The organism is Pseudomonas vancouverensis (assembly GCF_004348895.1).
Classification (GTDB): Bacteria; Pseudomonadota; Gammaproteobacteria; order Pseudomonadales; family Pseudomonadaceae; genus Aquipseudomonas; species Aquipseudomonas vancouverensis.
On record NZ_RRZK01000032.1, the window covers coordinates 377,404 to 399,470 of the forward strand.

Genomic DNA, 22,067 nt, shown 5'->3' on the forward strand with positions numbered 1-22,067 from the left:
GAGAGAGGGGCTTTTTTTTGGGCCGGCGGCGACCTGTAGGGGCGAGCCTGCTCGCGAAGAACCTGAAATCACTGCGGGGTATCAGGCATCCAGCGTTATCGTTGAAGACCATCGCCAGCGAGCTAGCGCCTACAGACAGGCAAAAGAAAACCCCCGGCAGGCTGAGGGCCTGTCGGGGGTTCTTGTGTTACCGGTTCAGCTTATTGGCAAGCTTCGCAATCCGGCTCGTCGATGGCGCAAGCCTTCGGCACTGGAGCAGGACCGGCTGGAGCTGCCAGGACCGAATCGTCACCGTGGTTGCCGCCGCTGGAAACAGCGTTCAGCTTGCCGGTGTTGATGGTCGACTTCTCGGTGCTGGTCGCGGCCAGGGCACGGAGGTAGTAGGTGGTTTTCAGACCACGGTACCAGGCCATGCGGTAGGTCACGTCGAGTTTCTTGCCCGATGCGCCGGCGATGTACAGGTTCAGCGATTGAGCCTGGTCGATCCACTTCTGACGACGGCTGGCGGCGTCGACGATCCACTTGGTGTCCACTTCGAACGCAGTCGCGTAGAGCTCTTTGAGTTCTTGCGGGATGCGCTCGATCTGCTGCACGGAACCGTCGTAGTACTTCAGGTCGTTGATCATGACCGAGTCCCACAGGCCGCGAGCTTTCAGGTCGCGAACCAGGTACGGGTTGATCACGGTGAATTCGCCCGACAGGTTCGATTTCACATACAGGTTCTGGTAGGTCGGTTCGATCGACTGCGATACGCCGGTGATGTTGGCGATGGTTGCGGTCGGTGCGATGGCCATGATGTTGGAGTTACGAATGCCTTTCTGCACACGGGCGCGAACCGGTGCCCAGTCCAGGGTTTCGTTCAGGTCAACGTCGATGTACTTCTGGCCACGGGCTTCGATCAGGATCTGTTGCGAATCCAGCGGCAGGATGCCTTTGGACCATAGCGAACCCTGGAAGGTGTCGTAGGCGCCACGCTCATCGGCCAGGTCGCAGGATGCCTGGATCGCGTAGTAGCTGACCGCTTCCATCGACTTGTCGGCGAACTCGACGGCAGCGTCGGAGCCGTAAGGGATGTGCTGCAGGTACAGCGCGTCCTGGAAGCCCATGATGCCCAGACCAACCGGACGGTGCTTGAAGTTGGAGTTCTTCGCTTGCGGCACCGAGTAGTAGTTGATGTCGATCACGTTGTCGAGCATGCGCACGGCAGTGTTCACGGTGCGTTGCAGCTTGGCGGTATCCAGCTTGCCGTCGACGATGTGGTTCGGCAGGTTGATCGAGCCCAGGTTGCAAACGGCGATCTCGTCCTTGTTGGTGTTCAAGGTGATCTCGGTGCACAGGTTCGAGCTGTGGACCACGCCAACGTGCTGCTGCGGGCTGCGCAGGTTGCACGGGTCCTTGAAGGTCAGCCATGGGTGGCCGGTTTCAAACAGCATGGACAGCATCTTGCGCCACAGGTCTTTGGCCTGGATGGTCTTGAACAACTTGACCTTGCCCGGGTACTCGGTCAGGGCTTCGTAGTACTCGTAACGCTCTTCGAAGGCCTTGCCGGTCAGGTCGTGCAGGTCCGGTACTTCGGATGGCGAGAACAGGGTCCACTTGCCGTCATCGAAGACACGCTTCATGAACAGGTCAGGGATCCAGTTGGCGGTGTTCATGTCGTGGGTACGACGACGGTCATCACCGGTGTTCTTACGGAGTTCGATGAACTCCTCGATGTCCATGTGCCAGGTTTCCAGGTAGGCACACACAGCGCCTTTGCGCTTGCCACCCTGGTTGACGGCTACGGCGGTGTCGTTCACCACTTTCAGGAACGGCACAACGCCTTGCGACTTGCCGTTGGTGCCCTTGATGTACGAACCCAATGCACGAACCGGGGTCCAGTCGTTGCCCAGGCCGCCAGCGAATTTCGACAGCATGGCGTTGTCGTGGATCGCGTGGTAGATGCCCGACAGGTCATCCGGTACGGTGGTCAGGTAGCAGCTCGACAGCTGTGGACGCAGGGTGCCGGCGTTGAACAGGGTCGGGGTCGAAGCCATGTAGTCGAACGAGGACAGCAGGTTGTAGAACTCGATCGCGCGGTCTTCTTTCTGCTTCTCTTCGATCGCCAGGCCCATGGCCACGCGCATGAAGAAGATCTGCGGCAGTTCGAAGCGTACGCCGTCCTTGTGGATGAAGTAGCGGTCGTACAGGGTTTGCAGGCCCAGGTAGGTGAATTGCTGGTCGCGCTCGTGGTTGATCGCCTTGCCCAGTTTTTCCAGGTCAAAGGTGGCCAGCACAGGGTTCAGTAGTTCGAACTCGATACCTTTGGCGATGTAGGCCGGCAGGGCCTTGGCGTACAGGTCGGCCATCTCGTGGTGAGTGGCGCTTTCGGCCACACCGAGGAAGCCCAGGCCTTCGGCACGCAGGGTGTCCATCAGCAGGCGTGCGGTCACGAACGAGTAGTTCGGCTCGCGTTCAACCAGGGTACGGGCGGTCATCACCAGGGCGGTGTTGACGTCGCTCAGGGCCACGCCGTCGTACAGGTTCTTCAGGGTTTCGCGCTGGATCAGGTCGCCGTCGACTTCTTCCAGGCCTTCGCACGCTTCGCTGACGATGGTGTTCAGGCGGCCCATGTCCAGCGGCGCCAGGCTGCCGTCGGCACGGGTGATGCGGATCGAAGGGTGGGCGTTGACCGCTTCTTCGGCTGGCGCACGCACGGCACGTTCCTTGGAGCGCGCGTCACGGTAGATCACGTAGTCGCGGGCGACTTTCTGCTCGCCGGCACGCATCAGGGCCAGTTCAACCTGGTCCTGGATTTCTTCGATGTGGATGGTGCCGCCCGATGGCATGCGGCGCTTGAAGGTCGCGGTGACCTGCTCGGTCAGGCGGGCCACGGTGTCATGGATTCGCGACGAGGCAGCAGCGGTGCCGCCTTCAACTGCGAGGAACGCTTTGGTGATGGCGACGGTGATCTTGTCATCGGTGTAAGGAACGACAGTGCCGTTACGCTTGATCACTCGCAGTTGGCCCGGCGCGGTGGCGGACAGATCCGAATTCGAATCAGCGGCCTGCGGCAAGGTGCCCTGCGGGTTCTCGCGAGTTGTGTCGGTTTGCATGGGGGGGTGTCTCCACATTCTCTATGTTTGTTTGGGCACCATCACGGTGCCCACCGTTCCGTCCTGAAGCACTACAACCGGCGAGCGCCGGGCATAACAACTTCGGGACAGTAGGAAGGGGGCTATTGAGCGCCGCTTCCATGCCGAAGTCTTTGGTCTCACGCCTGGGGCCTGAGACCGGGGTCCTTTGCAGGTGACAGTTGGGACTGCAACACCCGTACCGTTTTCACCACTTGGGGCCGAAATACAGTAGCCATCCGCACGCGCGGTTTGGGCTTTCAAAAATGCGTTTGGTTCAACCGGACAGCGGCAATAAAAGCGCTTGAAATTGCTGTCTGGTTTGTGTTTGGTTTTTTGCGCAAAACCCTATATCTAGGGGTTTTTTAGCGCCGGGGTACAAGATAATGCGTTTTGGGGGGCGAATGCAACGTACTGCCTGTGGATAAACCTGTGCGTAAATTGTGTGTGAAAGGGCGAACTGGCGTGTAGGCCGCGACGCTGCTGGACCGGGCTTTTTTTCCTCGTTTTTTACAGGGCAAAAACGCCCGGTCGGATTTTTAAGGGCGCGAACCCTATCACAAAAAAAGCCGTTGTCCGACCTCATTTGGCAGCTTGTGTTATCGACGGGCGGCGTTTATACATTCGGCCCAGCGTGTATACATATTTATCCCCCCGAATCATTACAAAAAGACGGGCGGATCCTTCCTTATTAGTGTTTTGGCAAGCAGAGGTCATCCGTGGAGCAAGAAGCGTGGCAGGTATTGATTGTGGAGGACGACCAGCGACTGGCCGAACTGACCCGCGACTACCTGGAAGCCAATGGCCTGCGTGTATCGATCGAAGGCAATGGTGCGCTGGCCGCGGCACGCATCATCAAAGAGCAACCGGACCTGGTGATTCTCGACCTGATGCTGCCCGGTGAAGACGGCCTGAGCATCTGCCGCAAGGTCCGCTCCCGCTATGACGGTCCGATCCTGATGCTGACGGCCCGTACCGACGACACCGACCAGATCCTTGGGCTGGACCTGGGCGCCGATGACTATGTGTGCAAGCCCGTGCGTCCGCGCCTGCTGCTGGCGCGCATCCAGGCCTTGTTGCGCCGTAGCGAAGCGCCGGAAGTCGCGCCGGAAAAACAGCGGCGTCTGCAATTCGGCCCTCTGGTGGTGGACAATGCCCTGCGCGAAGCCTGGTTGCAGGGCAGCGGTATCGAGTTGACCAGCGCCGAATTCGACCTGCTCTGGCTGCTGGTGGCCAATGCCGGACGCATTCTGTCCCGGGAAGAAATCTTCACCGCGTTGCGCGGCATCGGTTATGACGGTCAGGACCGCTCCATCGATGTACGCATCTCGCGCATCCGGCCGAAAATCGGCGATGACCCGGATCATCCGCGCCTGATCAAGACCGTGCGCAGCAAGGGTTATCTGTTCGTCCCCGAGGCCTGCGTAGATCCGGCCCTGTGAACTCGATCTTCCTGCGTATCTATGGCGGCATGTGTGCCGCGCTGATCCTGGTGGCAGTGCTCGGTGTGCTGGCCCTGCACATGCTCAATCAGGTGCGCAGCGAGCAGTACCGCGAGCGCCTGGCCCACGGCACGTTCTCGCTGATGGCCGACAACCTGCAGCCGATGAACCAGACCGAACGCCACCGCGCGTTGCTGGTGTGGGAGCGCTTGCTCGGTATTCCCCTGGCCCTGAAAACCTTCAATCAAACCGACCTTGATCTCACCCAGCGCACCCGCGTCCTGCGTGGCCAGGCACTGGTGGAGCAAACCGGGCCGCATGCGGCGATGGTCTATCGGCTGGTCAGTGATCAGGAACAGCTGGTTCTCACTGGCGAGGTGCAGCAAATCAGCGAGCAACTGGCCCGTGCGACCATCTATCTGCTGACGGACGAGCTGGTTCGTGTCCCGGTCGCCGATCAACCCAAGCGCCTCGCACAGCTGAAGCAGGACAAGGGTTTTGGCTTCGACTTGCGTCTGGTCACGGTGGACGAGGCGGACATGGACGAGGATCAGAGTCGTCGCGTGTCCGAGGGCGATACCGTGATGGCGCTGGGCAAGGAGGGCGATTCGATCCGGGTGTTCGCCGGCATGGTCGGCACGCCATGGGTCCTGGAAATCGGTCCGTTGTACCAGATGAATCCCTATCCGCCGGAGTGGTTGGTGCTGATCGCGGCGCTGGGCCTGACGTTGATCGGCCTGATCGTTTATCTGTTGGTGCGTCAGCTCGAGCGCCGCTTGCGTGGCCTGGAGGCGGCGGCCACGCGCATCGCCAAGGGCAGCCTGGAAACCCGCGTGCCGGCGCGTGGCGCGGATTCCGTGGGGCGGCTGGCTTCGGCGTTCAACGGCATGGCCGAGCACTTGCAGCAGTTGCTGGCGATCCAGCGTGAACTGGTGCGCGCGGTGTCCCACGAATTACGCACGCCAGTGGCACGCCTGCGTTTTGGCCTGGAAATGATCGGCTCGGCCACCACGCCACAAGCCTTGGAAAAATACTGTCAGGGCATGGATCACGATATCGAAGACCTGGATCGGCTGGTTGACGAGATGTTGACCTACGCCCGCCTCGAGCAGGGTTCGCCGGCGTTGAATTTCCAGCGCATTGATCTGGATGCCCTGGTCAATCAAGTGATCGAGGAGTTGGCGCCATTGCGCGCCGACGTCACCGTGCAGCGCGGTCTGTGCCTGTCGGCGGCCGATAACGACGATGCCTGGGTCGAGGCTGAACCGCGTTATCTGCACCGGGCGATCCAGAACCTGGTAAGCAATGCCATGCGCCATGCGCACTCACGGGTGACCATCAGCTATCAGGTGGGGCAGCAACGATGCCGGGTGGATATCGAGGATGACGGCCCGGGTGTACCGGAGCCGGCGTGGGAGAAGATCTTTACGCCGTTCCTGCGGCTCGATGACAGTCGTACCCGTGCGTCGGGAGGTCATGGGCTGGGGCTGTCGATTGTGCGGCGGATCATCCATTGGCATGACGGACGCGCGTTGATCGGCAAGAGCAAGAGCCTGGGCGGGGCATGCTTCAGCTTGAGCTGGCCGCGCAATCAGGAAAAGCGCTGATTTTTATGCCGTGTGATCGGGCCTCATCGCCAGTTGGCAAGCGCCCACTGGGATTTGTGGTGCAGCAAGGGGCCCGTGTGTGAGCGAGCTTGCTCGCGATGAGGACGGTGAGGTCGCTACAAAGCTTCAGGCCTTGATGCTGACCAGGCTCAACAACTGCCCATCCTTGATGCCGAACTGCGCATCCATTTCGGTGCCGTTGCTCCACTGCGCAGACAGATCGGTCAGCAAGCGCAGCCGCACATGGCCGCTCTCGTGCCACTCCAGCACTTCGGCATGCTCAAAATAGAAGCGCTTTTGCACGATCGGATAGAGCGCCTTGAACAGGCTTTCCTTGACCGAGAACGTCAGCGTTACCAGCAACGCCCGTTGATCCCGGGAGCCCGCCATCATGCGTTGCAGTTCCGGCGGATTGAGGATCTCCCCGGCCAGCCGTTCCGCGCGCTCGGGGTTGAGCAGGTTTTCCAGGTCCATGCCCAGCCCGCGCCAGTGGCTGTTGTGCGCGACAATCGCCGCCGCACGGCCGGTGCTGTGGGTGATCGAACCGACGATATGATCCGGCCAGACCGGTGCCCGGTCTTCCCCTATCGCTGGAACGTAGTTCAGACCTTGCAAACGCTGCAACGCGGCCCTGGCGCAGACTCGCCCGGCGAGAAATTCCGCCTGGCGTTTGGCGACCGAGCGCTGGATGCTCGGGGGGGCGTCGATGGCGCTGCGCTGGAAGTCGTCCGTGGCCAGTTGTGAACTGTCGAAATGGGTGCTCAGCAGCACCGTGTCGGGCAGCGCGAACGGCAGCGGCCAATGGTCGTCGAGAGGCGTGCAGCAGATGGGCAGGGCAGGGGCAAGGTTCATGACCGGCATTCTGCCGGGTTGCTCTGACGCTGGGTAGTGCAGGGCCGCGGATTCATCGCGAGCAGGTTGCCCCTGCTCGCGAAGGCACTTGAAGAGGCTGTCTGCTTAACCAAAGATCTTCTTGAAGAACGCCTGCATATCCGCCCAGGATTTTTCATCGGCGACCTTGTTGTAGCCAATGTCCGGCCCACCATGATCGCCATGGCTCAAACGGTCGGCGTCCGGGTTGGTGAAACCGTGCTTGGCGCCGTCAAGGCTGACGAAGGTGTAGTCGGCCCCGGCCTTGTCCATCTCGCTCTTGAACGCCGCGACGTTGTCCGGCGTGATCATGCTGTCCATTGCGCCGTGCTCAACCAGTACCTTGGCCTTGACGCTGCCCGGTGTTGCCGGTGTGGTGGTCGCCAGTGCGCCGTGGAAGCTCACCACGCCTGCCAGCGGTACGCCCTGGCGCGCCGCATTGAGAACGACACCACCGCCAAAGCAGTAGCCGATGGCGGCAATCTTGTGCGGATCGGTTTGCGGTTGTTTCTTCAGCAAGTCCAGCCCGGCCTGGAACCGTGCGCTACCCACTGCGCTGTCCTTGTTCACCGCTTGCATGAAAGCCATCGCGTCTTTGGGATGCTCGGTGTTTTTGCCGTCACCGTACATGTCGATGGCCAACGCACTGTAGCCCAGGCCGGCGAGATCCCGGGCGCGACGCTTGGCGTAGTCGTTCAGGCCCCAGAACTCATGCACGACCACGACTCCGGGACGCGGCCCTTTGAGCGCGTCGTCGTAGGCGTAGTAGCCAATCATTTTCGTGCCATCGGCACTCTGGTAGGGGATTTCCCGGGTCTGGATGGCGGCCTGGCTGAGCCCGCAGAAGGCCAGCAGGAGGACGGCGAGGAACATGCGCATGATCGAAACTCCTGTTGATAAATGTCGAAACGGTCGCCGGGGGGGCCGTTCAGCCCAGGTTCAGAGTGCGTTCAGGGGGAGTTCAGGGCGCGGTGCGTAACCTTGCCTCGTACCCCAAAATCAAACGGCAAATAAGGACATTCCCGATGACTGGATTCAAAAAACTGCTTCTGGCAATCACTGTTCTGGGCGCAAGCACCGCAGCCTTCGCGTCCGACGACAACTTCGCCAGTCTTACTCTTGGACAGACCAGCGACAAGATCAAAAAATCCCACGCCCTGAATGACAACCTCAATCGCCCGAACGCCGATGGCGTGATCGGCAAGGACACTACCTGGGGTGTTCGTCTGGGCCAGCAAAATGACAAGGGCCGCTACTACGCGACTTACGACAATGTGTCGGGCTCGCACAACGGCATTAAACTGCGTCAGGAAAACCTCCTGGGCAGCTACGATCTGTTTTACCCGGTGGGCGGCAGCACCCGGTTGTTCGGTGGTGCCACCGCCGGTTTGGCGAAAATGACTCAGGAGTCGCCAGGTTTCAGCCGTGACAGCAATATCGGCTATGCCATCGGTGGACAGGCGGGCGTGCTGCAACAGGTTACGCAGAAAACGTCGGTTGAACTGGGTTACCGTTACCTGCGCAGCAACGCCAGCACCGAGATGAGTGAGCGAGGTGGCAGCAAGCAAGGCTCGCTGAGCCTGACCAGCAGCGCCCAGACTTACCTGGCCGCCAACTACGCTTTCTGACAAGCGTTTCGTGAGTGGCCTGCGCCGGATCAGCCCGAGTGACTGATCCGGCGTTGCCGTGTTAGCCATCGAGGTACATGAAGGTGTACCACTGCAGTTGTTGATCTACCCGGGAGAGCGTTATGAAACTGCTGGTCGTCGAAGATGAAGCGCTGTTGCGCCATCACCTGTACACCCGCCTGACGGAGAGCGGCCATGTGGTCGAGGCCGTGGCCAATGCCGAGGAGGCGCTGTATCAGACTGGGCAGTTCAACTTTGACCTGGCAGTGATTGATCTGGGCTTGCCGGGCATGGGCGGGCTTGACCTGATTCGCCAGCTGCGTTCGAGCGGCAAGACATTTCCGATCCTGATCCTCACGGCTCGGGGCAACTGGCAGGACAAGGTCGAAGGCCTGGCCGCCGGTGCCGACGACTACGTGGTCAAGCCGTTCCAGTTCGAGGAGCTGGAGGCGCGATTGAACGCGTTGTTGCGTCGCTCCAGTGGCTTCACCCAATCGACCATAGTCGCCGGTCCCTTGCTCCTGGACCTCAACCGCAAGCAGGCGTCGCTGGATGAACAACCGTTGGCGCTGACGGCCTACGAGTACCGCATCCTTGAATACCTGATGCGCCATCATCAGCAAGTGGTGCCCAAGGATCGTTTGATGGAACAGTTGTATCCGGATGACGACGAGCGCGATCCGAATGTGATCGAAGTGCTGGTCGGTCGTCTGCGGCGCAAACTCGAAGGGCCGGCCGGGTTCAAACCGATCGATACGGTGCGTGGCCTGGGTTACCTGTTCAACGAGCGTTGCACTTGATTCGCTCGCTTCGTGTGCGCTTGATGCTCGCCGCCACGCTGTTGGCGGTGTTGTTCATGCTGGCGTTGTTGCCCGCCATGCAGGGGGCATTCAGCCTGGCCTTGCAGGATTCCATCGAGCAGCGCCTGGCATCCGATGTCACCACTCTGATCTCCGCCGCCCGGGTGGAAAACAACCGCTTGCAGATGCCGGAGCAGTTGCCCGACGAACGCTTCAATCTCACGGACAGCCGTTTGCTTGGCTATATCTACGATCGCGAAGGCCATCTGGTCTGGCGATCGAAGGGCACCCGGGAAGAACATATCAACTACAAGCCGCGTTATGACGGTCGTGGTAACGAGTTCGCGCGGATTAGCGAAGCCAATGGTCAGGATTTTTTTGTCTACGACGTCGAAGTCAAACTGCTGGGCGGAAAAAATGCAGCGTTCAGCATCGTCGCACTGCAACCGGTTCGCGAGTACGAAACCACGCTCGAAGGCCTGCGGGAAAACCTCTACCTGGGCTTCGGTGCCGCATTGCTGGTGCTGCTGTCGCTGCTGTGGATCGGCCTGACCTGGGGCTTGCAGGCGCTGCGCCGCTTGAGTCAGGAGCTGGACCAGATCGAGGGCGGCACCCGTGAGAGCCTGAGTGAAGAACATCCGCGTGAACTGCTGCGCCTGACCGGTTCGCTGAACCGCTTGCTGCACAGCGAGCGCGAGCAGCGCAGTCGTTATCGCGATTCTCTCGATGATCTGGCCCACAGTCTGAAAACGCCACTGGCCGTGTTGCAGGGCGTCAGTGAGGACATGGCGCAGCGCCCGGAAGACCGCGAGCAGGCCTGGGTACTGCAATCCCAGATCGAGCGCATGAGCCAGCAAATAAGTTACCAGCTGCAACGCGCGAGTCTGCGTAAAAGTGGCCTGGTGCGTCACCAGGTGCGCCTGCGCCCGGTGCTCAAGAGTCTGTGTGACACGCTGGACAAGGTGTACCGCGACAAGTCGGTGCGCGTAGCCTTCGATCTGCCGGACCCCTGTTATGTACCGATCGAGCAGGGTGCCTTGCTGGAAATGATGGGCAACCTGTTGGAGAACGCCTATCGCCTGTGCCTTGGGGAAATCCGCATCAGCGTGCGAGAGACCATCAGCGGCGTCGAATTGTGCGTCGAGGATGACGGCCCGGGTGTTCCCCAGGATCAGCGTGCACGGATTCTCGAGCGCGGTGAACGCCTGGATCGTCAGCATCCGGGGCAGGGCATTGGCCTGGCGGTGGTCAAGGACATCATTGAAAGCTACAGCGCCAAGCTGACCTTGGGTGATTCGCCGATGGGTGGGGCGGCGTTCCGGATTCATTTTCCGGCGGTATAACAGGTTGTGCTCTCGCCGACCCATTCGCGGGATTGCTAACGAGAGCACACCTGATAAATCTGCTTGCGAACCTCAGTTTTCCTGGGCGCGATACGCGCCCGGGGTCAGCCCCGTCCATTTCTTGAACGCCCGATGAAACGCCGAAGGCTCGGAAAACCCCAATTGCTCGGCGATCTGTTGCAACGACAGGTCGGCACGTCCGAGGTGATAAATCGCAATGTCCCGACGCAATTGATCCTTCAGTTCCTGAAAACTGGAACCCTCCTCTCGCAGGTGTCGGCGCAAGGTCTGCGGGCTGATGTGCAGATGCGCCGCCACGGCTTCCAGGTCCGGCCAGCGTGTGCTGTCGCGGCTGAGCAGGCGTCGCAGCCGGCTGCTCAGGCTGTCGCCGTCGTCCGGACGTGACAGCAGGTTGGCGGGCGAGTGTTCGAGAAAGTGCTTGAGCGTGCGCTCGTCCTGCAGCAAGGGCATGTGCAGGTAGCGACTGTGAAACAGCAGACTGCTCTGCCCGGCGGCAAACGTCAGCGGACAGGAAAACAACAAGTCGTACTCGGCACCATGCTCCGGACGCGGGTAGCTGAATGTTGCCTGCTCCAGGCGAATACGCTGGCCAATCAGCCAACTGCCGAAACGGTGCCAGATCACCAGCAGGCATTCCGACAGAAAGTGATCCGGGTCCCAAAGTTGCGCATCATCGAGGCTCAAACGGACCCATTCGTCCTCATGCGTCAGGGTCAGGCGCGGAGCCCCGGGGAATAGGCTATAAAACAATAAGCCGCGATTAAGTGCCCGTTCGAGATTGCGGCAGTGGATCACGGCATGACACATCATCGCGAAGCTGCCCGGTTTGCTCGGGGCTTGCCCGAAACCCAGGTACTCGTCGTCCAGTGCCAGCCAAATCCCTTGAATCAGTTGGGTGAACAGCTCCGGAGCAATGCGCGCCCGTGGCTCTTCGATCAACTCGGGGCTGATCCCCAGTTGTTGCAACAGGCTCTCGGTGTCGTAGCCACGGCGATGTGCGCCCTTGAGGACGGCGCGGGCGAAATGACTGGCGATGGTTCTTTCACGCATAGCGGGCAGGTCCGTCCATTGAACGACGGATGGTAGCTGCGCTGCGCAACGATGAACAAGGCGGATATCCGCCAAATCTGAGGGCGGGTTTTGTCGGGAGGGCGGAAATCCGCCACTGTAATGAATGCAAATTGTGACAGGGGAAAAGTTGTAAGCCTTGATGACAAAGGCTTGCAGGGAATTTGTACAAGGTGGCACGGGGCTTGCGATGTAACGGGCAGAAGTCTGCCGTCGAGCAGCTCGAAAAAACAAATCCCTCCAGTGCAGGAGGGTTCGCAATTGCGGTGTGCGGACAACAGATGGATGTTGTCTCCGGGCACTCTTGAGGAACTTTGCAATGACGACTCGTCAGCCACTGTACAAATCCCTGTATTTCCAGGTGATCGTTGCAATTGTCATCGGTATCGCCCTCGGTCACTACTACCCTCAGCTCGGTGTGGCGGTCAAACCACTGGGTGACGGTTTCATCAAACTGATCAAGATGATCATCGCCCCTATCATCTTCTGTACGGTCGTGAGCGGTATCGCCGGCATGCAGAGCATGAAGTCGGTCGGCAAGACCGGTGGCTACGCACTGCTCTATTTCGAAATCGTTTCGACCATCGCCCTGCTGGTCGGTCTGGTCGTGGTCAACATCGTGCAGCCAGGCAATGGCATGCACATCGACGTGTCGACCCTGGACGCCTCCAAAGTGGCCCAGTATGTGGCTGCCGGTGCCGACCAGAGCGTCGTCGGCTTCCTGCTGAACGTGATCCCGACCACCATCGTCGGCGCCTTCGCCACCGGTGACATCCTGCAAGTGCTGATGTTCTCGGTGATCTTCGGTTTCGCCCTGCATCGCCTGGGTGACTACGGCCGCCCGCTGCTGGAGTTCATCGATCGCTTCGCCCACGTGATGTTCAACATCATCAACATGATCATGAAGCTTGCCCCTATCGGTGCCTTCGGTGCGATGGCGTTCACCATCGGTGCCTACGGCGTTGGCTCGCTGGTGCAGCTGGGTCAGTTGATGGCCTGCTTCTACATCACCTGCGTGCTGTTCATCCTGGTCGTTCTTGGTGGCATCGCCCGCATGCACGGCTTCAGTGTGCTGAAAATGATCCGCTACATCCGTGAAGAGCTGCTGATCGTACTGGGTACCTCCTCTTCGGAATCCGTACTGCCACGCATGCTGATCAAGATGGAGCGCCTGGGCGCGAAGAAATCGGTAGTGGGCCTGGTGATCCCGACCGGTTACTCGTTCAACCTCGACGGCACCGCGATCTACCTGACCATGGCGGCGGTGTTCATTGCCCAGGCCACTGATACGCACATGGACATCACGCACCAGATCACCCTGCTGGTGGTGTTGCTGCTGTCCTCCAAAGGCGCGGCCGGTGTTACCGGTTCGGGCTTCATCGTACTGGCTGCTACCTTGTCCGCCGTTGGCCACCTGCCAGTGGCCGGCCTGGCGCTGATCCTCGGTATCGACCGCTTCATGTCCGAGGCTCGTGCCCTGACCAACCTGGTGGGCAACGCCGTGGCAACCATCGTGGTCGCCAAGTGGACCAAGGAGCTGGATACCGACGTGCTGCAGGCCGAACTGGCTTCCGGTGGTCGCGGCATCGCCGAAGAGCGTCCACAGGACGATCTGGGCGTGGCTGAAGGCGCGACTCCAAGCAACGTCAAGTAACTCAGGCTGTACTGAAAAACCCGCTTCGGCGGGTTTTTTCATGCCCGGCGTTTGAGCGTAACGGTCACTGCACGTGACGTATAAGGTGATTGCCGTGTGGCCATCGGCTGCCTAGGCTGAGGGCATCGTCTAGGGAGAACGCTCATGCTCGGTCCACTGGCATCACTGAAGATTCTGGATTTCTCGACATTGTTGCCGGGGCCGTTCGCCTCGCTGTTGCTGGCGGACATGGGCGCGCAAGTGCTGCGCATCGAGTCACCGAGCCGCATGGATCTGCTGCGGGTCTTGCCACCCCATGACCATGGCGTGTCGGCCAGCCATGCTTACCTCAACCGCAATAAACGCAGCCTGGCCCTGGACCTGAAGCAACCCGAGGCGCTGGAGGTAATCAAGCGGCTGCTGCAGGATCACGACATCGTGCTGGAGCAATTCCGTCCCGGCGTCATGGAGCGATTGGGCCTGGGCTATGAAGCCTTGAAGGCGATCAATCCGCGACTGATCTATGTGTCGATCACCGGCTATGGGCAGACCGGACCCTACAAGGATCGCGCCGGGCATGACATCAACTACCTGGCATTGGCGGGTTTATCGAGCTATACCGGACGCGCCGACAGCGGGCCGCTGCCGTTGGGCATGCAGGTCGCGGACGTTGCCGGCGGCTCGCTGCACGGCGTGATCGGCTTGCTCGCGGCGGTCATTGCCCGCCAGCAGACGGGGCAGGGCCAGCACCTGGATGTGAGCATGACCGACTGTGCATTCAGCCTGAACGCCATGGCTGGCGCGGGCTACCTCGCCTGTGGAGTCGAACCGGGGCCGGAAAACCAGGTACTCAATGGTGGCAGCTTTTATGACTACTACCGCTCCCGTGACGGCCGCTGGTTGTCGGTCGGCAGCCTGGAGCCGGCGTTCATGAAGCAATTGTGCACGGCGCTGGGCCTGGAAGAACTGGCCGGGCTTGGATTGTCGCCGTTGCCGGCACAGCAGAAGCAGCTCAAGGAGGCGCTGAAGGTCGAGTTTGAACGACACGACTTTGCCGAGTTGTGCGCGCTATTTGCCGAGCTGGATGCCTGTGTCGAGCCGGTATTGAAACTCGGCGAAGCGCTGCGTCATCCGCAGTTGAAGGCACGCGAGCTGGTAACACAGGTACCGCGTGGTGATGGATCGATGCAGGTGCAGATGGCCTGTCCGTTGAAGTTTTCCGAGGGCTTGCCTGAGCCGAAGCATATTGGCGCGGCGCTGGGGCAGCATACGGATCAGGTACTGGGGGAGTTGGGTTTCAGTCTTGAGCGGGTGGAGGCGTTGCGGCGTAACAAGGTGATTCTCTAGCGTCCGTTCCAGCCACTACAAAAATCACTATTCGACCCGCATTTCCCCACTAAACACCAAGGTATGCCGACAACGCCGGCACAGATACCGCCGACCCTGCCGCACCAGGCTGTGGCGCTGCGCCGAAAAAGGGAAATCGCTGTCGGCGCACGGGCACTTATAGATGTACCGGGTCACGCTGCGGCGCTTGACGTCATAGGTGTGGCAGCGGTTGGGCGGCAGTTCGTACACGCCGCGCATGATCAGTTGCCACTCCTCGCCGTGGGGCTGGATACGGTCGCCAAACAATTGATGGGCGATCAGATGCGCGACCTCATGGGCCACGGTTTGCTTGAGGAAGTCTTCGGTGTTTTCCCGATAGAGCTGCGGATTGAAGCGCAGCAGGTTCTCGTGCAAGTGCGCGACACCGGCTTTTTGCCCGCGCAGCTTGAGGCTCACCACGGGGCGTTTGAAAGGTCGTTTGAAAAAGGATTCGGCGAGTTGGAAACAGTCTTCGACGCGGGTATTGAGTTGCTCGGGCATGCTTGATGGATCTCCAGAGCAGTCGAGTATGCCGCAACCTCCGGGCCTTGCGAATCGTTGATGCGCTGAGCGGTCATCCAGCATTTTCTACCCATGCAGTAAAAGGCCGCCTTGCGGCGGCCTGTGTCGGCAGTGTTGATTCGAATGTCGAATATCAGTTGGTATAGACCGGCCCCACGCCGAGTCCCCAGACGATCACGGTGAATGCCATGATGGCGACCAGCACCACCAGGCCGACGGCAAGCACGGAACTTGAAAACAGGAAGCCCTCGTCATTGGGAATGTTCATGAAGGTCGGCAGGCCGACGTACAGCAGGTAGACCGTGTAGCAGATGGCCGCAGTGCCGACGATCATCCCCAGCCACAAGTGTGGATAGAGAGCGGCGAGGCCACCAATGAACAGCGGTGTTGCGGTGTAGGTTGCAAACGCGACGCAGCGGGCAAGGCTGGGGTTGGCGTCATAGGTGCGCGCCATCCAGTGGATGAAAGCCCCCATTACAGCCACGCCGCCGAGCATCGCCAGGTAGGACATGATCGTCATCCAGACCGCGCTTTCCACGGTCAGCATCACCGGCGCCCGACTGCCGATGACCCAGCCGACCTTGGTCGTGCCGATAAACGCGGACACGGCAGGGATCGCCGCCAGGATCAGGGTGTGGGTCAGGTACATGTGGCTGATGCTTTCCTCCTGGTCGCCACGGATTTCTTTCCATTCTTGGTCAGGGTGGGTGAAGAGCCCCACTACGTGATGGATCATGCCAGTCACTCCTCTTGTTTTTACCGTCGCCCCCCAGTGGAGCGCTTACGGGCCAATGCGGCCCAGCAAGTCATAGGTCTGGAAAATGCGACCATATGTCGCAGTATAGGAAGGAGTTTCCTTAGCGTAAGTAGGGGCTTTAGAGCAAATCGCGCTGTAAACAGCGTTGGTAATCGCCGCAGGGTCTGTAGCCGGTGAATCGATTGACGGGACCTGAGGCACTTCGCCCTTGCGCTGTTTTTTGCGTAAAATGCCCGCCTTTCGTCACACCTCACGGATTTCGCGTCATGGGCACTCTTACGGTCAACCAGAACAAACTGCAAAAGCGCCTTCGCCGACAGGCCGGTGAGGCGGTTGCCGACTTCAACATGATTGAAGACGGCGACAAGGTCATGGTCTGCCTGTCCGGCGGCAAGGACAGCTACACCATGCTCGATGTGCTGATGCACTTGCAGAAGGTCGCACCGATCAAGTTCGAGATCGTCGCCGTGAACATGGACCAGAAGCAGCCGGGCTTCCCCGAGCACGTGCTGCCGGCGTACCTCAAAGAGCTGGGCGTCGAGTACCACATCGTCGAGAAAGACACCTACTCGGTGGTCAAGGAGCTGATTCCGGAAGGCAAGACCACCTGCTCGCTGTGCTCGCGCCTGCGTCGCGGCACGCTGTACACCTTCGCCGATGAAATCGGTGCGACCAAGATGGCTTTGGGGCATCACCGCGACGACATCGTCGAGACCTTCTTCCTGAACATGTTCTTCAACGGTTCGCTCAAGGCCATGCCACCGAAGCTGCGTGCCGACGACGGCCGCAACGTGGTGATCCGCCCGCTGGCGTACTGCAACGAGAAAGACATTCAGGCCTACTCGGACTTCAAGCAGTTCCCGATCATTCCGTGCAACCTCTGCGGTTCCCAGGAAAACCTGCAACGCCAGGTGGTCAAGGAAATGCTGCAGGACTGGGAGCGCAAGACCCCGGGCCGCACCGAGAGCATCTTCCGCAGCCTGCAGAACGTGATCCCGTCGCAGCTGGCGGATCGTAACCTGTTCGATTTCACCAGCCTGAAGATCGACGAGTCGGCGGCTTCGCGCTTCGTCAACGTCGTAAACCTTTAAACACCATTACTGTAGGAGCGAGCTTGCTCGCGATGGCGTTGGTACATTCAACACCTATGTTGACTGAACAACCGCTATCGCGAGCAAGCTCGCTCCTACAGGTCATTTTTATTTTTCAGGAGAGGGCATGCGCGACTACAAGTGGCTGAACGAATACTGCCTGAACCGCTTCGGTTCAGCGGCAGAGCTGGAAGCCCATCTGCCCGTGCCCAAGACCCCGGCACAATTGCGCAAGATCAGCGACGATCGCTACCTCTCGATGATGGCCTTGCGGGTATTTCGTGCCGGGCTCAAACACAGCCTGGTGGACGCCAAGTGGCCGGCCTTCGAAGAGGTGTTCTTCGGCTTCGACCCGGAAAAAGTCGTGCTGATGAGTGCCGAGCACCTTGAGCGGCTGATGCAGGATGCGCGGATCATTCGCCACTTGGGCAAGCTCAAGAGTGTGCCGCGCAACGCGCAGTTCGTGCTGGACGTGGCCCATGAGCAGGGCAGCTTCGGTGCGTTGATCGCCGATTGGCCGGTGACCGATATCGTCGGTCTGTGGACTTTCCTGAAAAAGCGCGGCCATCAGTTGGGCGGCCTGTCGGCGCCACGCTTTCTGCGCATGATCGGCAAGGACACCTTTGTGCCGAGCTACGACGTGGTAGCGGCATTGAATGCCCAGGACATCATCGACAAGGTGCCCACCAGCCTGCGCGACCTGGCACTGGTGCAGGAGGTGTTCAATCAGTGGCACGAGGACAGTGGCGGACGGCCGATGAGCCAGATCTCGATGATGCTGGCGTACACCGTCAACCACTGAGGCAGTAGCGCCATCGCAGGCTTGCCAGCGATGGCGGCCTGTCAGGCGACGGAGGGCTCGCCTTCACCCGCCAGTTTGCGGTTCAGCTGATAGCGCCAGCGCACAAACAGCAGGGCCGAGCAGAATACCGCCAGGCTTGCGCCCATTTCCAGCAAGCCGAAGACTTGTCGATTCGGGTCATACGCGGCCAGTGCGCCCTTGATGAAATACAGGTTCACCACAAAGCACATCCACGAATGCCCGCGAGGGCTGCCGACGATCATGCCGGGCGCCAGGATCAACAAAGGCACAAGTTCGATCAGCAGAATGACCCAGGGTCGCGCGCCATGTAGATCGGCGATCGCCAGGTAATACACGCACAACAGGCCCACCAGGCCGAAAAAGCACAACAGGCTGATCACCCGCATCGCCTTGACACGCGGTTCGAGCCAGTCGATGGCGGGTAGTATCTTCGGCTTCCTGGCCACCCTCAGCCCTCCAGTTTCTGTGCAGTCTTGGCCAGGCGCATGCCCAGCGCGCGGCACAGAGCCACTTCGTGTGCATCCAGGCCGTTCTTGCCATCGGCGCCAGCGTGATGACTGGCACCGTAAGGCGTCCCACCGCCCTGGGTTTCCAGCAGGGCCGACTCGCTGTAGGGCAGGCCGGTGATCAACATGCCGTGGTGCAGCAACGGCAACATCATCGACAGCAAGGTGGTTTCCTGGCCGCCGTGCAGGCTCGCGGTAGAGGTGAACACACCGGCCGGTTTGCCCACCAGTGCACCAGTCAGCCATAGATTGCTGGTGCCATCGAGGAAGTATTTGAGTGGCGCGGCCATGTTGCCGAAGCGGGTCGGGCTGCCCAAGGCCAGACCGGCGCAGTTCTTCAGGTCGTCGAGGCTGGCATACAGCGCGCCCTCGTCCGGAATATCCGGCGACACTGCTTCGCATTCGGTGGAAATCGCCGGCACGGTACGCAAGCGCGCCTCAAGGCCGGCCTGTTCAACGCCACGGGCAATCTGCCGGGCCATTTCGTTGGTCGAACCGCTGCGGCTGTAGTAGAGAACCAGAATGTACGGCGCACTCATGGCAGCAGTTCCAGGATCTGCTCCGGCGGACGACCGATGATGGCTTTTTTGCCGACTTCGAGAATCGGTCGCTCCATCAGTTTCGGGTGAGCGGCGATGGCGGCGATCAGTTGCGCTTCGCTCAGATCCTTGTCCGCCAGGTTGAGGGTTTTATATTCGTCTTCGCCGGTGCGCAGCAGTTGGCGGGCGCTGATCCCCAGCTTGCCCAACAGTGCCGTGATGTGCGCGGCGTCCAGCGGGGTTTCCAGGTAACGGACCACGGTTGGCGTCAGGCCACGGGCTTCCAGCAGTTCGAGTGCACCGCGGGATTTCGAGCAGCGCGGGTTGTGATAAAGCGTCATATCGGTCATGAGCGGGTCGCATCCAGCGTAAGGTGGCGGCTATTCTAACTGTGCAGCGCGCAATCCAGAACCGTCAGAGGCGATGGGTCGCAGGCGTATTCAATTTTTGACAAGGAACAGGACATGACAAGGCGACTGGCAGCGGCATTGGCAATCATCGGGGCGTTGATGCTGGGGGGCTGCGGCAATGACTATGGGATCGACCAGAACGGCCAGAAGGTTGCCGCTGACCGTCTGGACGGCAAATGGCTGGTGGTCAATTACTGGGCTGAGTGGTGCGGGCCGTGCCGTACCGAGATTCCTCAGCTGAACGCATTGGCTGAGCAGCTCAAGGACAAGAAGATCGGGGTGTTTGGGGTCAACTTTGACAACGTACAAGGCGAAGATCTGAAAAGCGCCAGCGAGAAACTGGGCATCAAGTTCACCGTGCTGGCGCAAGACCCTTCCGAGCTGTTCGAGTTACCGCGCAGCGAGGCGTTGCCGGTGACCTACATCATCGATAACAAGGGCAAGGTGCGGGAACAGCTGATGGGCGAGCAGACGGCGGCGGGAGTGATTGCCAAGCTGGAGGCGTTGCAGGCGAAAAACTGATCTGTGGAGAGGACTATTGTGGTGAGGGGAAAAATCCTCTCACCACAGGCTCAACCTTCATTTGAAAGGGTGATCAACCCTCTTCAAGCCACAGGCGCAACGGTTTGCCCTCGGCCGGCCAGAAACGCATCTGGTCGATCGGGGAAACGTCCCAGCGTTGCACGCCTTCCAGTGCCTGGAGGAAGCGTTTTTCCTGCTCCATCAGCGCCGGCGGGCACACTTTGCGGGTGCTGCCGATCTTGCCGAAGGTCAGTTTGTCACCTTCCAGGGTGTACGGCGCGAACCAGTGGTTGCAGCCGCCGTTGCCATACGCCCGGCCATCATCACCCAGGGTGATGGTCAGGTGGCTGTAATCCATCAATGGTCGTTCGCCGATCCACTCCAGGATATAGCTGCGGTTTTGCTGCAGTTGCACCGGCTCGGCGGCGCAGCCCAGCAGGCTGGCGCCGACCATGGCGCTCAGGGCGAGGCGTTTCATCACGCAGGCTCCTGGCATTTCGGGCACAGGTGCTTCTCGCCGACGGTGGTCCAGCCCAACTCGGCAATCCGCGCAGTGGCCGCCGGTTTTTCAGCCTTGTTGCCCAGTTTGGCGTCGACCGCGAATTCGAAGCTCAGCTCCTTGGCGCAGCTGTCACAGTTCACTTGCCAGGTGTGGATCGCCAGTTCGCCGAACACCGGGCCACTGGCAACCGCCACCCATTGACCGGGCGGGTTGATCAGGTGGCGCACCGTTTCGACGGTCAGGCGCATGGACAGGTCCTTGGCACCTTTGAGGGTCACGACCAGCACATCGTTGTTGCGAATCGAGCCGCCGTTGCCGGTGACTTGATAACGCCCCGGCACCAGGGCGCGGCATTCGGTGAGGGTGTGTTGCGGGTTCATCAGGCTGTAGCGGAAATCGTGTTCGACCATGGGTCCTCCAAATATGCGCGATATGCTAGCACGGGCTCGCAGGCGGTATCGCGCAGGTGGATGACCTTCGATCCGTTTCAATCGGTCAGGACAAGATTTTCCGGAGTGCCCGTGGCCCAGGCGGCAATGTTTTGCAAAGTCGTCTCGGCAATGGCGGCCAGGGCTTCGTGGGTCAGGAACGCCTGATGCGCGGTGATGATCACGTTGGGGAAGGTCAGCAGGCGTGCCAGCACATCGCCCTGCAAAGGCAGGTCGGAACGGTCTTCGAAGAACAGTTGCGCCTCCTCTTCATAGACATCCAGGCCCAGGTAACCCAGACGACCGTCCTTCAAGGCATCGATCAGCGACGGTGTGTCCACAAGTCCGCCGCGTCCGGTGTTGATCAGCATGGCGCCCGGTTGCATGTGCGTCAGCGATTGCTGGTTGATCAAGTGCCGGCTTTGCTCGTTGAGCGGGCAGTGCAGGCTGATGATCTGTGCCTGTGCCAGCAACTCCGGGAGGCTCAGGTAGCGAGCTCCGAGGGCCTCGACTTGCGGGTTCGGGTAGGGATCGTAGGCCAGCAAGGTGCAACCAAAACCCTGCATGATCCGGGCGAAGGTCGCGCCAATCTGCCCGGTGCCGACCACGCCGACGGTTTTACCCACCAGGTCGAAACCCGTCAGCCCCTGCAGACGGAAATCCCCTTCGCGGGTGCGGTTGTAGGCCCGGTGCAAGCGTCGGTTGAGCGCCAGCACCAGTGCCACGGCGTGCTCGGCCACCGCGTGGGGTGAGTAGGCTGGTACGCGCACGATGTCCAGCCCCAGGCGCTTCGCCGTCGGCAGGTCGACATGGTTGAAGCCGGCCGAGCGCAGGGCAATCAGGCGAGTACCGCCGGCCGCGAGGCATTCGAGCACCGCAGGGCCGAGGTCATCATTGATAAAGGCACAAACCACTTCGTGGCCCTGGGCCAGTGCCGCGGTGTCCGGGCTCAGTCGCGCTGACTGGAAGTGCAGCTCGATGCCGGCCGGTTGCCCAGCCGCGAGAAAGCTCTCGCGGTCGTAGTTCTGGCTGCTGAAAAGAATCGTACGCATGATGTCCCCTTTGTCCCCATCC

At 60.4% G+C, this 22,067-nt stretch carries 22 protein-coding genes; 10 read left to right on the forward strand and 12 right to left on the reverse strand.

Annotation, left to right across the window (positions count from 1 at the left end; translation table 11 throughout):
• Positions 1-200: 200 nt before the first annotated feature.
• On the reverse strand, positions 201-3,095 hold the full coding sequence (locus tag EIY72_RS25955; protein WP_093215351.1) for a ribonucleoside-diphosphate reductase subunit alpha: 2,895 nt from the start codon (positions 3,093-3,095) through the stop codon (positions 201-203).
• A gap of 737 nt (positions 3,096-3,832) precedes the next feature.
• Here EIY72_RS25955 and EIY72_RS25960 point away from each other — a divergent pair.
• Together EIY72_RS25960 and EIY72_RS25965 are read left to right on the forward strand one after the other, a co-directional pair.
• Positions 3,833-4,555, forward strand: a complete 723-nt coding sequence (locus EIY72_RS25960; RefSeq protein ID WP_093215354.1) for a response regulator — start codon at positions 3,833-3,835, stop codon at positions 4,553-4,555.
• Complete coding sequence (locus tag EIY72_RS25965; protein WP_093215357.1) at positions 4,552-6,162, forward strand: ATP-binding protein; 1,611 nt, start codon at positions 4,552-4,554, stop codon at positions 6,160-6,162. The genes EIY72_RS25960 and EIY72_RS25965 overlap by 4 nt, the downstream gene beginning before the upstream one ends.
• 126 nt (positions 6,163-6,288) lie before the next feature.
• Here EIY72_RS25965 and EIY72_RS25970 read toward each other — a convergent pair whose 3' ends face one another.
• Both EIY72_RS25970 and EIY72_RS25975 read right to left on the reverse strand, forming a co-directional pair.
• Complete coding sequence (locus EIY72_RS25970; RefSeq protein ID WP_197678816.1) at positions 6,289-7,014, reverse strand: 4'-phosphopantetheinyl transferase family protein; 726 nt, start codon at positions 7,012-7,014, stop codon at positions 6,289-6,291.
• A gap of 105 nt (positions 7,015-7,119) precedes the next feature.
• Positions 7,120-7,911, reverse strand: a complete 792-nt coding sequence (locus EIY72_RS25975) for a dienelactone hydrolase family protein (RefSeq protein ID WP_093215363.1) — start codon at positions 7,909-7,911, stop codon at positions 7,120-7,122.
• A gap of 146 nt (positions 7,912-8,057) precedes the next feature.
• Between EIY72_RS25975 and EIY72_RS25980 the strand changes: the two genes are divergently transcribed.
• The 3 genes from EIY72_RS25980 (at position 8,058) to EIY72_RS25990 (ending at position 10,803) form a co-directional block, all read left to right on the forward strand.
• A complete protein-coding gene (locus tag EIY72_RS25980) occupies positions 8,058-8,660 on the forward strand; it encodes a hypothetical protein (RefSeq protein WP_093215366.1) in 603 nt (200 codons plus the stop codon).
• 122 nt (positions 8,661-8,782) lie between these two features.
• Positions 8,783-9,460, forward strand: a complete 678-nt coding sequence (locus EIY72_RS25985; protein ID WP_093215369.1) for a response regulator — start codon at positions 8,783-8,785, stop codon at positions 9,458-9,460.
• Positions 9,457-10,803: an ATP-binding protein gene (locus EIY72_RS25990; RefSeq protein WP_093215373.1), complete on the forward strand. Its 1,347-nt coding sequence runs from the start codon at positions 9,457-9,459 to the stop codon at positions 10,801-10,803. The genes EIY72_RS25985 and EIY72_RS25990 overlap by 4 nt, the downstream gene beginning before the upstream one ends.
• A gap of 72 nt (positions 10,804-10,875) precedes the next feature.
• Here EIY72_RS25990 and EIY72_RS25995 read toward each other — a convergent pair whose 3' ends face one another.
• Positions 10,876-11,874 (reverse strand): AraC family transcriptional regulator, encoded by a 999-nt coding sequence (locus tag EIY72_RS25995; protein ID WP_093215377.1) that lies wholly within the window; start codon positions 11,872-11,874, stop codon positions 10,876-10,878.
• A 337-nt stretch (positions 11,875-12,211) separates the two neighbouring features.
• Between EIY72_RS25995 and EIY72_RS26000 the strand changes: the two genes are divergently transcribed.
• Both EIY72_RS26000 and EIY72_RS26005 read left to right on the forward strand, forming a co-directional pair.
• Positions 12,212-13,546, forward strand: a complete 1,335-nt coding sequence (locus EIY72_RS26000; RefSeq protein WP_093215380.1) for a dicarboxylate/amino acid:cation symporter — start codon at positions 12,212-12,214, stop codon at positions 13,544-13,546.
• A 144-nt stretch (positions 13,547-13,690) separates the two neighbouring features.
• On the forward strand, positions 13,691-14,872 hold the full coding sequence (locus EIY72_RS26005; protein WP_093215384.1) for a CaiB/BaiF CoA transferase family protein: 1,182 nt from the start codon (positions 13,691-13,693) through the stop codon (positions 14,870-14,872).
• A 27-nt stretch (positions 14,873-14,899) separates the two neighbouring features.
• Here the strand turns inward: EIY72_RS26005 and EIY72_RS26010 are convergent, their stop codons facing one another.
• Both EIY72_RS26010 and EIY72_RS26015 read right to left on the reverse strand, forming a co-directional pair.
• Positions 14,900-15,394, reverse strand: a complete 495-nt coding sequence (locus tag EIY72_RS26010) for a SprT family zinc-dependent metalloprotease (RefSeq protein ID WP_093215387.1) — start codon at positions 15,392-15,394, stop codon at positions 14,900-14,902.
• 154 nt (positions 15,395-15,548) lie between these two features.
• Complete coding sequence (locus EIY72_RS26015) at positions 15,549-16,151, reverse strand: Yip1 family protein (RefSeq protein WP_093215390.1); 603 nt, start codon at positions 16,149-16,151, stop codon at positions 15,549-15,551.
• A gap of 287 nt (positions 16,152-16,438) precedes the next feature.
• On the opposite strand from EIY72_RS26015, the gene ttcA reads away from it, so the two are divergent.
• Complete coding sequence (gene ttcA / locus EIY72_RS26020; RefSeq protein ID WP_093215394.1) at positions 16,439-17,263, forward strand: tRNA 2-thiocytidine(32) synthetase TtcA; 825 nt, start codon at positions 16,439-16,441, stop codon at positions 17,261-17,263.
• A gap of 127 nt (positions 17,264-17,390) precedes the next feature.
• Positions 17,391-18,065 carry a DNA-3-methyladenine glycosylase I gene (locus EIY72_RS26025; RefSeq protein WP_093215397.1) on the forward strand — a complete coding sequence of 225 codons (675 nt, stop codon included), beginning with the start codon at positions 17,391-17,393 and terminating at the stop codon, positions 18,063-18,065.
• A 41-nt stretch (positions 18,066-18,106) separates the two neighbouring features.
• Here the strand turns inward: EIY72_RS26025 and EIY72_RS26030 are convergent, their stop codons facing one another.
• From EIY72_RS26030 to arsC, 3 genes are read right to left on the reverse strand one after another with little or no spacing between them, the layout of a single operon-like run.
• Entirely contained in the window at positions 18,107-18,532 is a 426-nt protein-coding gene (locus tag EIY72_RS26030) for a DUF2069 domain-containing protein (RefSeq protein ID WP_093215401.1), read from the reverse strand.
• 2 nt (positions 18,533-18,534) lie between these two features.
• On the reverse strand, positions 18,535-19,131 hold the full coding sequence (wrbA, locus tag EIY72_RS26035) for an NAD(P)H:quinone oxidoreductase (protein ID WP_093215404.1): 597 nt from the start codon (positions 19,129-19,131) through the stop codon (positions 18,535-18,537).
• The gene (gene arsC / locus EIY72_RS26040; RefSeq protein ID WP_093215407.1) at positions 19,128-19,481 is read right to left on the reverse strand and encodes an arsenate reductase (glutaredoxin); all 354 of its coding nucleotides are present in this window, start codon (positions 19,479-19,481) and stop codon (positions 19,128-19,130) included. The genes wrbA and arsC overlap by 4 nt, the downstream gene beginning before the upstream one ends.
• Before the next feature lie 114 nt (positions 19,482-19,595).
• Here arsC and EIY72_RS26045 point away from each other — a divergent pair, with 114 nt between their 5' ends.
• The gene (locus tag EIY72_RS26045; RefSeq protein WP_093215411.1) at positions 19,596-20,063 is read left to right on the forward strand and encodes a TlpA disulfide reductase family protein; all 468 of its coding nucleotides are present in this window, start codon (positions 19,596-19,598) and stop codon (positions 20,061-20,063) included.
• A gap of 73 nt (positions 20,064-20,136) precedes the next feature.
• On the opposite strand, the gene EIY72_RS26050 is transcribed toward EIY72_RS26045, so the two are convergent.
• The 3 genes from EIY72_RS26050 to EIY72_RS26060 form a co-directional block, all read right to left on the reverse strand.
• On the reverse strand, positions 20,137-20,541 hold the full coding sequence (locus EIY72_RS26050) for an META domain-containing protein (RefSeq protein ID WP_093215415.1): 405 nt from the start codon (positions 20,539-20,541) through the stop codon (positions 20,137-20,139).
• Positions 20,541-20,975 (reverse strand): hypothetical protein, encoded by a 435-nt coding sequence (locus tag EIY72_RS26055; RefSeq protein ID WP_007988765.1) that lies wholly within the window; start codon positions 20,973-20,975, stop codon positions 20,541-20,543. Before EIY72_RS26055 ends, EIY72_RS26050 begins: the two co-directional genes overlap by 1 nt.
• Positions 20,976-21,052: 77 nt before the next feature.
• The gene (locus tag EIY72_RS26060; RefSeq protein WP_093215418.1) at positions 21,053-22,045 is read right to left on the reverse strand and encodes a 2-hydroxyacid dehydrogenase; all 993 of its coding nucleotides are present in this window, start codon (positions 22,043-22,045) and stop codon (positions 21,053-21,055) included.
• Positions 22,046-22,067: the final 22 nt, after the last annotated feature.

Excerpts from the sequence above, each read along its gene's own strand:
- EIY72_RS25955 (WP_093215351.1), bottom strand. The coding sequence starts at position 3,095 with ATGCAAACCGACACAACTCGCGAGAACCCGCAGGGCACCTTGCCGCAG.
- EIY72_RS25970 (WP_197678816.1), bottom strand. The coding sequence starts at position 7,014 with ATGAACCTTGCCCCTGCCCTGCCCATCTGCTGCACGCCTCTCGACGAC.
- EIY72_RS25975 (WP_093215363.1), bottom strand. The coding sequence starts at position 7,911 with ATGCGCATGTTCCTCGCCGTCCTCCTGCTGGCCTTCTGCGGGCTCAGC.
- EIY72_RS25980 (WP_093215366.1), top strand. The coding sequence starts at position 8,058 with ATGACTGGATTCAAAAAACTGCTTCTGGCAATCACTGTTCTGGGCGCA.
- EIY72_RS25985 (WP_093215369.1), top strand. The coding sequence starts at position 8,783 with ATGAAACTGCTGGTCGTCGAAGATGAAGCGCTGTTGCGCCATCACCTG.
- EIY72_RS25995 (WP_093215377.1), bottom strand. The coding sequence starts at position 11,874 with ATGCGTGAAAGAACCATCGCCAGTCATTTCGCCCGCGCCGTCCTCAAG.
- EIY72_RS26000 (WP_093215380.1), top strand. The coding sequence starts at position 12,212 with ATGACGACTCGTCAGCCACTGTACAAATCCCTGTATTTCCAGGTGATC.
- EIY72_RS26005 (WP_093215384.1), top strand. The coding sequence starts at position 13,691 with ATGCTCGGTCCACTGGCATCACTGAAGATTCTGGATTTCTCGACATTG.
- EIY72_RS26010 (WP_093215387.1), bottom strand. The coding sequence starts at position 15,394 with ATGCCCGAGCAACTCAATACCCGCGTCGAAGACTGTTTCCAACTCGCC.
- EIY72_RS26015 (WP_093215390.1), bottom strand. The coding sequence starts at position 16,151 with ATGATCCATCACGTAGTGGGGCTCTTCACCCACCCTGACCAAGAATGG.
- ttcA (WP_093215394.1), top strand. The coding sequence starts at position 16,439 with ATGGGCACTCTTACGGTCAACCAGAACAAACTGCAAAAGCGCCTTCGC.
- EIY72_RS26025 (WP_093215397.1), top strand. The coding sequence starts at position 17,391 with ATGCGCGACTACAAGTGGCTGAACGAATACTGCCTGAACCGCTTCGGT.
- wrbA (WP_093215404.1), bottom strand. The coding sequence starts at position 19,131 with ATGAGTGCGCCGTACATTCTGGTTCTCTACTACAGCCGCAGCGGTTCG.
- arsC (WP_093215407.1), bottom strand. The coding sequence starts at position 19,481 with ATGACCGATATGACGCTTTATCACAACCCGCGCTGCTCGAAATCCCGC.
- EIY72_RS26045 (WP_093215411.1), top strand. The coding sequence starts at position 19,596 with ATGACAAGGCGACTGGCAGCGGCATTGGCAATCATCGGGGCGTTGATG.
- EIY72_RS26050 (WP_093215415.1), bottom strand. The coding sequence starts at position 20,541 with ATGAAACGCCTCGCCCTGAGCGCCATGGTCGGCGCCAGCCTGCTGGGC.
- EIY72_RS26055 (WP_007988765.1), bottom strand. The coding sequence starts at position 20,975 with ATGGTCGAACACGATTTCCGCTACAGCCTGATGAACCCGCAACACACC.
- EIY72_RS26060 (WP_093215418.1), bottom strand. The coding sequence starts at position 22,045 with ATGCGTACGATTCTTTTCAGCAGCCAGAACTACGACCGCGAGAGCTTT.